General features: G+C 31.5%; 11 protein-coding genes and 1 pseudogene. All 12 read left to right on the forward strand.

Features of this window, described 5'->3' with window-relative positions; genetic code table 11:
• The first annotated feature begins 71 nt into the window (after window positions 1-71).
• The gene (gene uvrB, locus UEQ13_RS03010; protein WP_329804925.1) at window positions 72-2060 is read left to right on the forward strand and encodes an excinuclease ABC subunit UvrB; all 1989 of its coding nucleotides are present in this window, start codon (window positions 72-74) and stop codon (window positions 2058-2060) included.
• Window positions 2061-2125: 65 nt separating this feature from the next.
• On the forward strand, window positions 2126-2917 hold the full coding sequence (locus UEQ13_RS03015; protein WP_329804926.1) for an NYN domain-containing protein: 792 nt from the start codon (window positions 2126-2128) through the stop codon (window positions 2915-2917).
• 612 nt (window positions 2918-3529) lie between these two features.
• Window positions 3530-3880, forward strand: a pseudogene (locus UEQ13_RS03020) (DUF2200 domain-containing protein).
• Between the two features lie 86 nt (window positions 3881-3966).
• Entirely contained in the window at window positions 3967-4422 is a 456-nt protein-coding gene (locus UEQ13_RS03025) for a DMP19 family protein (protein ID WP_329804927.1), read from the forward strand.
• A 58-nt stretch (window positions 4423-4480) separates the two neighbouring features.
• On the forward strand, window positions 4481-5377 hold the full coding sequence (locus UEQ13_RS03030) for an ABC transporter ATP-binding protein (protein ID WP_329804928.1): 897 nt from the start codon (window positions 4481-4483) through the stop codon (window positions 5375-5377).
• A gap of 86 nt (window positions 5378-5463) precedes the next feature.
• The gene (locus UEQ13_RS03035; protein WP_329804929.1) at window positions 5464-6312 is read left to right on the forward strand and encodes an ABC transporter permease; all 849 of its coding nucleotides are present in this window, start codon (window positions 5464-5466) and stop codon (window positions 6310-6312) included.
• A gap of 16 nt (window positions 6313-6328) precedes the next feature.
• Window positions 6329-8317 carry a T9SS type B sorting domain-containing protein gene (locus tag UEQ13_RS03040; RefSeq protein WP_329804930.1) on the forward strand — a complete coding sequence of 663 codons (1989 nt, stop codon included), beginning with the start codon at window positions 6329-6331 and terminating at the stop codon, window positions 8315-8317.
• Window positions 8314-8685: a fluoride efflux transporter CrcB gene (crcB, locus tag UEQ13_RS03045; protein ID WP_329804931.1), complete on the forward strand. Its 372-nt coding sequence runs from the start codon at window positions 8314-8316 to the stop codon at window positions 8683-8685. The genes UEQ13_RS03040 and crcB overlap by 4 nt, the downstream gene beginning before the upstream one ends.
• Window positions 8685-9707 carry a DHH family phosphoesterase gene (locus UEQ13_RS03050; RefSeq protein ID WP_329804932.1) on the forward strand — a complete coding sequence of 341 codons (1023 nt, stop codon included), beginning with the start codon at window positions 8685-8687 and terminating at the stop codon, window positions 9705-9707. Before crcB ends, UEQ13_RS03050 begins: the two co-directional genes overlap by 1 nt.
• A gap of 12 nt (window positions 9708-9719) precedes the next feature.
• A complete protein-coding gene (gene gldI, locus UEQ13_RS03055) occupies window positions 9720-10268 on the forward strand; it encodes a gliding motility-associated peptidyl-prolyl isomerase GldI (RefSeq protein ID WP_329804933.1) in 549 nt (182 codons plus the stop codon).
• A gap of 12 nt (window positions 10269-10280) precedes the next feature.
• Window positions 10281-11357 carry a peptidylprolyl isomerase gene (locus UEQ13_RS03060; protein ID WP_329804934.1) on the forward strand — a complete coding sequence of 359 codons (1077 nt, stop codon included), beginning with the start codon at window positions 10281-10283 and terminating at the stop codon, window positions 11355-11357.
• A 10-nt stretch (window positions 11358-11367) separates the two neighbouring features.
• Window positions 11368-12588: a peptidylprolyl isomerase gene (locus tag UEQ13_RS03065; protein WP_329804935.1), complete on the forward strand. Its 1221-nt coding sequence runs from the start codon at window positions 11368-11370 to the stop codon at window positions 12586-12588.
• Window positions 12589-12606 lie beyond the last annotated feature (18 nt).

Raw genomic sequence — 12606 nt, forward strand, 5'->3', positions numbered from 1 at the left:
AAAACTCACCACAACGTTTGTTACCTGAAAGGGTTTTACTAACTTCGCGTTTCAAACATTTCTACACATAAATGAAATTCCAAGTAGTATCCGATTATAAGCCAACCGGCGATCAACCTCAAGCAATTAAAAAATTAGCTGCAGGAATTCTCGCGGGCGAAAAATACCAAACTTTATTAGGAGTTACGGGTTCAGGAAAAACATTTACTGTTGCGAATGTGGTTCAAGAAGTTCAAAAACCAACCTTAGTTTTAGCACATAACAAAACCTTAGCGGCGCAATTGTATTCGGAATTCAAGCAATTTTTTCCGAATAATTCCGTACAATATTTTGTTTCCTATTACGATTATTACCAACCAGAAGCCTTTATTCCAGTTACTGGAACTTATATAGAAAAAGATTTATCTATTAACGAAGAATTAGAAAAACTTCGTTTAAGTACGACTTCTGCCCTACTTTCAGGTCGTAGAGATATCATTGTGATTTCCTCCGTTTCGTGTTTATATGGAATTGGAAATCCAGTAGAATTTCAGAAAAATGTAATTAATATCGAAAGCGGTCAAGCCATTTCTCGAACCAAATTATTACATCTTTTAGTACAAAGTTTATATGCCAGAACAGAAATGGAATTCACACCAGGAACCTTTAGAATCAAAGGCGACACCGTGGAAATTTTCCCAAGTTATGGCGATGAACCGTTCCGAATTCACTTTTTCGGAGATAAAATTGAAGAAATTGAAGCTTTCGATGCCCGAACTTCTCAAGTGTTAGAAAAATACGAAAAGCTAAGCATTTATCCAGCGAATATGTTTGTGACTTCTCAAGATGTACTACAAAAAGCCATTTGGGAAATTCAACAAGACATGGTGAAACAAGTGGAATATTTCCGAGAAATTGGAAAACATTTAGAAGCCAAACGACTAGAAGAACGTACTAATTTCGACTTAGAAATGATTCGTGAATTAGGCTATTGTTCTGGAATTGAAAATTATTCCCGTTACCTTGATGGTCGTGAACCTGGAACGCGACCTTTCTGTTTATTAGATTATTTTCCAGACGATTATTTAATGGTTGTCGATGAAAGTCACGTAACCATTTCGCAAGTTCATGCAATGTATGGAGGCGACAGAAGTAGAAAAGAAAATCTAGTAGAATACGGTTTCCGATTACCAGCTGCTATGGACAACCGACCTTTAAAATTTGAAGAGTTTGAAGCCTTGCAAAATCAGGTGGTTTATGTTTCAGCAACGCCAGCCGATTATGAAATGCAAAAATCGGAAGGAATTTTTGTGGAGCAAATTATTCGTCCAACTGGACTTCTAGACCCAATTATAGAAATTCGTCCAAGTGCGAATCAAATTGACGATTTAATTGAAGAAATCCAATTGCGTTGCGAAGCCGACGAACGTGTTTTAGTTACGACGTTAACCAAACGTATGGCGGAAGAACTATCAAAATACTTAACCAAAGTTTCTATCCGTTGTCGTTATATTCACTCGGATGTAGATACTTTGGAGCGTGTGGAAATCATGCAAGATTTACGTAAAGGTGTTTTTGATGTGTTAATTGGTGTCAACTTATTACGTGAAGGTTTAGATTTACCCGAAGTGTCGCTAGTAGCCATTTTGGATGCCGACAAAGAAGGATTTTTGCGTAGTAAACGTTCTTTAACACAAACAGTTGGTAGAGCGGCAAGAAACATCAATGGAAAAGCTATTATGTATGCCGATAAAATTACGGCAAGTATGCAACACACCATTGACGAAACCATTTACCGACGCGAAAAACAAACGGCTTACAATACCTTACACGGAAAAGTACCGCAATCTTTAAATAAAAGTTTAGGAAACGCGTTTAATGCCAATTCTGTTTCTACACAATATTACGAAAACCAAGCCTACAAAGCCGCTGAACCCGAAAGCGAATATTTAAGCAAACCCGAAATTGAAAAGAAAATACGCGACAAACGCAAACTTATGGAAAAAGCAGCTAAAGAATTAGACTTCATGCAAGCCGCCAAGTTCAGAGATGAGATTAAGGAATTGCAGGAGAAGTTGTAGGGAATTTTTATATTTTAGGAAGTGTTAGTTTACAGTTGTAATTATAAAATAGAAATGAAACATTAATGGATACAAACAAATTTAATATTGCCGTTCTAATAGATGGAGACAATGCTCAAGCAAAATTAATTAAAGAAATTCTTGAAGAAGTTTCAAAATACGGAAAAGCTACAATTCGAAGAATATATGGAGATTGGACAATTCCTCAAATGAATAGCTGGAAGGAATTAATAAATCAATATTCAATTAATCCAATTCAAAAATTCTCTTATACAACAGGAAAAAATTCAACAGATAGCTCGTTAATAATTGATGCTATGGACATACTCCACAGCAATAATATTGACGGATTTTGTATTGTTTCCAGTGATAGTGATTATACAGGACTTGCAAAACGAATCAGAGAAGAAGGTCTTTTTGTAATGGGGATAGGTCAAAGAAAAACTCCTATTGCATTTGTTCAATCTTGTGAAATTTTCACATTCTGTGAAAATCTAACACCGAAAACATTATCTGTTATCTCAGAAGAAGCGGGGAAAGAACAATCCATAAAAAAAGTAAAATCTTCATCTAAAGATGAGAAAAAAGTCAATAATAAACCAATAGCTAAAATTTTAAAAGTAAAAGTTGAATCTTATTTAAATATGATTGATAAAGCCTTTGAAATTTCAATTAACGAAGAAGACGAAGCTTACATTGCTAATGTTGGTTCATCTTTAAGAAAAATCGACCCTAGTTTTGACCCTAGAACATATGGTTTCAGAAATCTAACGCAACTTTTTGAGAGTATTGACAAATACGAAATTGTCAAAAATGTTGTAAATGGATTAAATCATCCACTAGTCAAATTAAAATAACCGTCGATAGCTCTCCCCGATAGCGCGGATTTGCAATCCGTGCCAAATAAATCTATACACAACGTTTGTCCCACGCTAGCGTGAGCATCTTGCTCGTGCTGACCTAAAGAGGGCTATAACAAACAAACACCCGATGCACAAAGTCTTCTGACTTTGAGCTATAAAATAAAAACACAAAATAAAAGGTTCAAAGTCGGGAGACTTTGCACAGCATAAAATATTCAAGCAAGAAAGCACGGACAACCATCCGTGCTTTTTTTATATCTACAAATTAAAACCTTGTAACAAAAAAATTAAAATCAAAAAAATGTTACAAAAATGGTAACAAAATTTTCAAAATAAAAAATTTGTTACAAAAAGTGTAACAAAAAATTTAAAAAAATAAAAATGTTACAAATCTTGTGTCAAAAAAAATAAAATAAAAAAAGGACACGTTTTTTGTGATTAAAAAAAATAAAATCAAAAAAAGTCACAAAATATGTGTCCTTTTTAAAATTTTTAAAAAAAAATCACAAGTATCTAAACACCTTGGAACGTACATCTTGTTGTGTATTGAAAAATAAAATTTCATAACTTTGTTTGGATTAGCAATTCGTTTAATTCAATTAAAATATGGACAACAACAGAATATATCGACTACTTTTTTCAAGTGTCTACCCATTATACATTCAAAAAGTAGAAAAAAAAGGTCGTACTGTAGAAGAATTAAACACCATTATTTATTGACTAACAGGTTACAACGAACAAACCCTACAACAACAAATTGATTTGAAGAATGACTTTGAAACCTTTTTCACAGAAGCTCCACAAATACATCCAAATGCATCTAAAATTACTGGTGTAATTTGCGGCTATCGTGTGGAAGACATTGAGGATAAAATCGTACAACAAGTTCGTTATTTAGATAAATTGGTTGACGAATTAGCCAAAGGCAAAAAAATGGAAAAGATTTTAAGAGAATAATTAATGTTTAGAAATTAAAAAAAAATTCGAAAAATTCAAAAATTCGTCGCCAATAAGCTACTTTTGCCAAAAATAAAACCACTATCATGCAAAACATTGAAACTATATTAAAATCAGAAGACGATATTGCCATCATTGAAGCCGTTGGGACTCACATTTGGGATAAAAAAGAAAAAACGGATTTAAATAAATCTGAATTAACTTTCGTTTATGTTGATATTTTTGAAGCGGCAATGAATGAAGGTGGTTTACACTACTTTTTCAATAATGAAAGTGGCGATTTTGCAGCTGAAATCATTCAAGCATATAAAGATATTAATGCGACTAAAACAGCTACGTTACTTACTAAAGCTTATCAATTATTTACAGTTAAATACACTACAAATACTGAAGATAGAAAAAAAGTAATTGAAAAAATGGACGAAAAAATCATCTCAGGTTGGGAAGATTTAGATGAAATTTTCTTCACAGAAGAAGAGGAAGATGTAGTCAATCTGGTTGTAGAATTCATCCGAAAAAATAAAACGAAGTTTATGAACTAATTGGTGTAACAAGTTTTGATTTCCATCGTCTTACTATTAAATTTAATACGAAATCACTTTGGAAACTATATTAAAAATCACCAATCTACATAAAAAATACCGCAAAGTTCATGCGGTAAACAACGTTTCAGTTGAAATTAAAAAAGGAAATGTTTACGGGATTTTAGGACCAAACGGTTCTGGAAAATCAACAACATTAGGAATTGTTTTGAATGTTGTAAACAAAACTTCAGGAGAATTCGAATGGTTTGATGGAAAATATTCGACTCACGATGCTTTAAAAAAAGTAGGCGCAATTATTGAGCGACCAAACTTTTATCCCTACATGACTGCAGAAGACAATTTAAAATTGGTCTGCAAAATAAAAAATATTCCCTATACTAAAGTTTTTGAAAAACTTGAATTAGTTGGTCTTTTAGAAAGAAAAGACAGCAAATTCAAAACATTTTCTTTAGGTATGAAACAACGTTTAGCCATCGCTTCTGCCCTATTAAACGATCCAGAAATTCTAATTTTAGACGAACCAACCAACGGTTTAGATCCGCAAGGAATCAGACAAATTAGAGATTTAATCCGAATTATTGCCAATCAAGGAACTACAATTTTGTTAGCTTCTCACTTATTAGATGAAGTAGAAAAAGTATGTTCGCATGTTATTGTAATTAGAAATGGTATAACATTGTACCAAGGAACTGTTGATGGAATTACTGCTAATGAAGGATTCTTCGAATTAGAATCGGAAAATTTAGAGCAATTGAAATCGGCTTTACAACACTTTTCTCAAATTGAAAAAATAGAAAAAGAGGAAAATAAATTATTGGTCTACTTAAAAGATAATTTAGAACCTGCCGAATTAAACACGTATTTATTCCAACAAAATATCACATTAACCCATTTGGTAAAACGTAAACACAGTTTAGAAGAACAATTTTTAGAATTAACGAAACAATCTTAATTTCAAAATTCAAGGGCAATGTCAAAAAAAAAAATTTCACGACGCCTTTTAAACTTTTAAACATTACAAACTTTTAAACTAAAAAAATGATACGATTACTTTCTATAGAATTACAAAAAACATGGCAAAATAGAGCTAGTAGAATTTTAACTATTACCTATTTTTTAACATTGACATTAATTGCTTTAATAGGATCTATTGAATTTGAATTAGGTCCAATTAAATTTGAAGCCGCTAAAAGTGGTATTTTTAATTTCCCATACATTTGGCATATGAGCACTTATTTTGCTTCTTGGTTAAAATTATTTTTAGCTGTAGTAATTGTTTCCATGATAGCCAATGAATATAGTTATGGTACATTAAAACAAAATTTAATTGATGGTTTAAGTAAAAAAGAATTTATTCTGTCTAAATTTTACACCATAATTTTTTTCGCATTCATTTCAACATTATTTTTATTTATAACCAGTTTAGTTTTAGGATTAAATTTTTCATCCTATACTGAATTTAGCATCATAACATCTGATTTAGAATACTTTGCTGCGTATTTTGTTAAACTTATAGGATTCTTTTCGTTTTGTTTATTTTTAGGTGTATTGATCAAACGTTCTGCTTTTGCCTTAGGATTTTTATTCATTTGGTGGATTTTTGAAAATGTATTTATTGGAATTTTAAAACATAAAATTTTTGGATATAAATATAGTGATGAAACAATTTTTGATACAATAAAACAATATTTCCCTTTAGAATCCATGTCAAATTTAATAATAGAACCCTTTACACGATTAAGTTTTATTAAGTCTGTAGGAAATACTATGGGAGCAAATTTCACTAAAGATTATTCAGTTCATTTTTCAAATATCATTGTGGTATTAGTTTGGACATTTATTTTTATGTTTTTATCATATAAAATTCTTAAAAAACGAGATTTATAGTATCTTTGCAGATGCTATGAAAAAAATAATATTTATACTTTTAAGTTTTTCATTTTCAGTTAGTTTTTCACAAAATATAACTGTAAATGAAACTTTTACCCCTCAAGAATTAGTTGAAAAACTTGTAAATAGTGGTTGTGTTACAATTAATAACTTTTCAGCTAGTGGCGGAAATTTTGGTTCTGGTGAATTAAGCTATGGCTATTTTAATGCGAATGGTTCGGCTTTTCCCTTTCAAGAAGGAATTATTCTTTCTACTGGTAAAGTAACTTCTGCTGTGGGACCAAATTCCAATTTCTCAGATGATGGAAACAATACTGGTTGGACAGGTGATGGCGATTTAAACACTGCATTAGGACTATCAAATACGTTTAATGCCACAACTTTAGAATTTGATTTCGTACCAAATGCTGCCAATATTAGTTTTGAATATATATTTTCTTCAGAACAATATTTACTAAGCCCTTCTGCTGGACAATGCAATTTTACAGACGGTTTTGCTTTTTTATTGAAAGAAGCTTCTGCCACTACGTATCAAAATTTAGCTTTAATTCCAAATACAACAATTCCAGTTCGTGTTAACACAGTTCGTGGAAGCGGAACCATTTGTCCTTCTGCAAATGAAGCCTATTTTGATACTTTTAATACCGGTAACTATCCAACAAGTTATGACGGGCAAACTAAAGTTTTAACGGCACAATCTGTAGTAACACCAGGAACTTTATATCACATTAAACTAGTCATTGCAGATGAAGGAAATGGACGTTTCGATTCTGGTATATTTTTAAGAGCAGGAAGTTTTATTTCTGAAAAAGATTTAGGTGTGGATAGATTAATTGCTACTGGAAATCCACTATGCAGTTTAGAAAACTTAACTTTAAATGCTACACAAACCGGAGCAACTGGTTACCAATGGTTTAAAAATGGAAATCCTGTAGGCACAAATAGCCCTACTTATATTGTCACTTCAGCAGGAACGTACTCTGTAGAAATTGACATTACTACAAGCTGTACTTTAACTGGTTCAATTAAAATAGAATACGCTCCAAATTTAAATATTATAAAAGATACTTTTAAAGTTTGTGATACAGATATTGACGGAAAGGCTTCATTTGATTTAGCAACTATTCAAACACAAATTTTTAGTAATTTACCTGCAAGTTTTACTGTTGCTTTTTTTGACTCTACCACGTCAACAACTCCATTACCTTCAAATTTCACAACTACAGTTGCTTTTCAACAAGTAATTTATGCACGTATTACAAATATTCAAAACTGTTACGGAAATATTCCAATTACATTAAAAACAAATATATTTCCTGAAATATTCGCAAATAAAACAATTGGAATATGTAACAACACGCCAACAAATATTAGCGCACCAAGTGGGTATGCAAGTTACAGTTGGAACACTTCGCCAATACAAACTTCGCAAACTATTACCGTTTCAAATGCTGGAACTTTCACCGTAACGATTACCAACTCTGATGGTTGTTCTAAAACAAAAACCTTCACGGTTATAAATTCTCAAATTGCAACAATTACAAATATTGATGTTACCGATTTTAATGAAGATTTAGTAGCAACAATTTCTGTAACAGGAAATGGAAATTACGAATATTCATTAGACGGAATAACTTTTCAAAACTATCCTGTTTTCAATTTATCAGATTCTGGAGAATATACAGTTTATGTGAATGATAAAAACAATTGTGGAATAGTTTTCGAAACATTTTATGCTTTAAGCTATCCAAAGTTCTTCACACCAAATGGAGACAATTATAACGATACTTGGCAAATTAAAAACTTAGAGAAAAAAGGTTTAGAAAAAAGTAATATATATATTTTTGACAGATACGGAAAATTGTTAACACAAATTAATGGAGAAGGAACCGGCTGGAACGGAACTTTTAACGGAAACCAACTCTCCTCATCAGATTATTGGTTTGTTTTAGAATTAACCAACGGGAAAACCGTAAAAGGACATTTTAGTTTAAAACGATGATTAAAAACCTGCTTTTAGTATTGTTAGGTGGCGGATTCGGTAGCGTTGCTAGATATTTATTGAGTTATTTCTTTACTAAAAATAATACTTCAAATTTTCCTTGGGCAACATTTATAGCAAATAGTTTAGGCTGTCTAATAATTGGCTTACTTTTTGGTTATATACAGAAAAACAATTTACAAAACGAAACACTTAAACTTTTATTGATAACTGGATTTTGTGGTGGATTTACCACTTTTTCAACATTTAGTTTAGAAAACATACAATTCATTCAAAATCAAAATTATAACTTAGCCATTATTTACACGTTAGCTTCCCTATTTGTAGGACTTTTGGCTGTTATAATAGGTTATAAACTTTTCAATTAATGACACATTTAAACGCAACTCAAATTACCGAGTTAAAACAACTTTTAGCAAACCCGAAAAAAATCGCCATTATACCTCACAGAAATGTGGATGGAGATGCAATGGGTTCGACTTTAGGTTTATATCATATTTTAAAACAATTAAATCACAATATTACAGTAGTTGTTCCGAATGAAATTCCAGATTATTTACAATGGATTCCGGGCACAAAAGAAGCAACTTTAGTTTATGAAGGTGCCAATACTTGTGAAGCAATAAAAACTTTAAAGGAAGCTGAACTAATTTTCACGTTAGATTTCAACGCCTTTCATCGTGCAGGCGAACAAATGGAAAGTGTTTTAAAAACATTAGAATCGACTTTCGTAATGATTGACCATCACGAAAAACCAGATGGTTACGCTAAATATATGTTTTCTGATATTGAATACAGTTCTACTTGTCAAATGGTTTACGATTTTGCTCAACAATTAGAAATCGGTCAATACATTAATTTAGACGCAGCAACTTGTTTATACACTGGAATTGCTACTGATTCTGGCGGATTTCGTTTCCCAAGAACTACAGGGAATTTACACCGAATTGTAGCGGATTTAATTGATAAAGGGGTAAATAATTCGCAAATTCATGTCAATTTATACGATAATGGCGATTATAACAGATTGCAAATTTTAGGAAAAGCTTTAACCAATTTAAAAGTTTTACCAGAATACAAAACAAGTTACATCACGCTTTCGCAAGAAGAACAAAATACTTTAAACGTAAAAAAAGGAGATACTGAAGGAATTGTGAATTACGGATTAACAATAAAAGACATTGATTTTACAGCCTTTTTCACGGAAGTAAAAGAAGAAAACATGGTTAAAATTTCTTTCCGTTCACAAGGAAATTTTGATGTAAATCAGTTTGCAAGAAACCATTTTAATGGAGGCGGACATAAAAATGCAGCCGGCGGAAAATCTTTTGATAGTTTAGAAGATACAATAACTAAATTTATTGCTATTTTAGCAATCGAAAAAAAATAAATTTCACAGCAGATGAAAATCTATAAACATATATTGCTTGTTGCTATTGGCGCGTTCTTAACTTCATGTTCAGAACAACAAGCTCGCAAACCTATCTCACATTCTTCAGGTACTTTCATGAAAGAATCAATTGATAGAAACAAAAAAATGAACACGCAAGAAAAAGAAGCCATTGCAAAAATCATCAAAAAAGATACCGCTCATATTTATAACATTTCAGAAAAAGGTTTTTGGTATGCCTATAAAACTAAAAGTGCAGCAAATGTATTTCCCGTTAAAGGCGACGTAGTTAGTTTTGATTACGAAGTAACTGATTTATACGGAAATAGCATTTATTCTGCGGAAGAATTAAAAACACAAACGTATCATGTTGATAAACAAAACATCATGAGTGGCTTAAGAAATGGTATCAAATTAATGCATATAGGTGATAAAGTGAAATTTATTTTCCCATCTCAATCTGCTTATGGTTATCATGGTGATGACAAAAAAATCGGTACAAATCAACCTATAATTTGTATTGTAACTTTAAACGATATTAAAACAGTAACCCCAGAATAATTAAATTTTAAAATGAAAAAGATTTTAATTGCCCTATTTTTTTTAAATTTCATATTGCTTTCTTGCAATAATAAAGTAGAAAATGGTGAATTGTCAGATGGTTTATATGCCTTAATTGAAACATCAAAAGGAAATATAACCGCAAAATTAGAATTCGAAAAAGTTCCATTCACTGTTGCTAATTTCGTAACCCTAGCAGAAGGAAAAAATAATTATGTAAGTCCAAATTACAAAGGCGTTCATTTTTATGATGGTTTAACTTTTCACAGAGTAGAATCAAATCCACCTATGATTCAAGGTGGAGATCCTATGGCTACAGGGCAAGGCGGACCAGGTTATAAATTTAAAGATGAATTTCATCCTGAATTAAATCACGGAAAAGCTGGGATCTTATCTATGGCTAATTCTGGACCTAACACAAATGGTTCTCAATTTTTCATCACAACGGATCAAACATCCTATTTAGATGGAAAACATTCTGTTTTTGGAGAAGTAACAGAAGGTTTAGATATTGCAAGCACCATAGTGGTTGGAGACCAAATAAACAAAATTAAAATTGTTAGAATTGGAGATGCTGCGAAAAAATTTGACGCTGTAAAAGTATTTAAAGAATATTTTGAAAAACAAGCCGAATTACAAAAAGTACTTGAAACAGTTAAAGCAAAAAAAGTAGCGTTAATCGAAGAGATTAAATCAACAGGAACGAAAACAAAATCTGGATTAACCTTTAAAATTCTTAAAAAAGGAGCAGGTAAAAAAGCAAATATTGGACAAAATGTTTTTGTACACTATGCTGGTTTTTTTGTAGATGGTACTTTATTTGATACCAGTTACGAAGCTGTAGCTGAAGAAAACGGCGTTTTAGATTTAGCAAGAAAAGAAGCTAATGGTTATGCTCCATTTCCTTTTAAATATGGAGACAAACAAGGCTTAATTCCAGGATTTATTGAAGGATTAGAAAATATGAAATTTGGAGACAAAATGGCCCTAATTATCCCAAGTCATTTAGGATATGGCGAACAAGGCTATGGAGCTATACCTCCAAATGCAACCCTATTATTTGAAATTGAACTATTAGAAAAACAATAAATATTTACAAATGAAAAAGTTACTATTACTATTCTGTGCTTTAACGTTAACAGCAACTACAGCACAAACAAAAAAAGCAAAACCTAAAAAAACAGTTGAAGATGTTATTATTGCAGAAATTTATACCAATAAAGGTAAAATCGCATTACAATTAGAATATCAAAAAACACCAATCACAGTCGCTAACTTTATCACTTTAGCAGAAGGAACAAATACTTTCGTAACAAACGACAGAAAAGGAAAGCCTTTCTATAATGGTTTAAAATTCCATAGAGTAATTGCTAACTTTATGATTCAAGGTGGTTGCCCATTAGGAAATGGTTCTGGAGATCCAGGTTACAAATTTAAAGATGAATTTGACCCAAGTTTAAAACACGATAAACCAGGAATTTTTTCTATGGCAAATTCTGGACCAGCAACAAATGGATCTCAGTTTTTTATTACTCATAAAGATACGCCTTGGTTAGACAACAAACACAGTGTTTTTGGACATGTTATAGAAGGTCAAAAAGTAGTTGATGCAATTGTTCAAGATGACATGATTGAAAAAGTTGTTATTATTAGAAAAGGAAAATTAGCCAAAAAATTTGATGCGGTTAAAATATTTTCTGATTACATGAAACTAAAACCAGAATTAGACAAAAAAATCGCTGAAGAAACTAAAGCTAAAGCAGACGCTCAAGCAAAATTAGATTCAGAAAGAAGACAAAAAGAAGCAGATGCAAAAGCAATTGCAGATGCAGAAACTAAAGCTAAAATAGGTCCGATTTTAGCCGCTAAAGTTGCTGAATTTAAAGCGTTAAAAGCAAAATCTACGACTACTGCTTCAGGCTTACAATACAGTATTTTGAAAAAAGGTTCTGGTGTTAAACCAACAGAAGGAAAAGATATTTATGTGCATTACGCTGGTTATTTAGAAGACGGAACTTTATTTGATAGTAGTTATGAAGCCATCAATAAAATTTACGGAAAATTTGATCAAAATAGAGCCAATCAAAATGGATACCAACCTTTCCCTTTTAAATACGGAAACAAAGGTGGTTTGATCCCAGGATTCTTAGAAGGAATTAACAATATGAATTTCAATGATAAAGCTATTTTCTTTATCCCTTCAAATTTAGGATATGGAGAAAAAGGAGCTGGAAATGTAATTCCACCAAATAGCAATATTATTTTTGAAGTAGAAATTTTAGAAAATTTACCTGCATCACCAAATGCTGTAAAACAATAAAATCTATAATAAATAAAA

Source organism: Flavobacterium facile, assembly GCF_036321945.1.
GTDB classification, from domain to species: Bacteria; Bacteroidota; Bacteroidia; order Flavobacteriales; family Flavobacteriaceae; genus Flavobacterium; species Flavobacterium facile.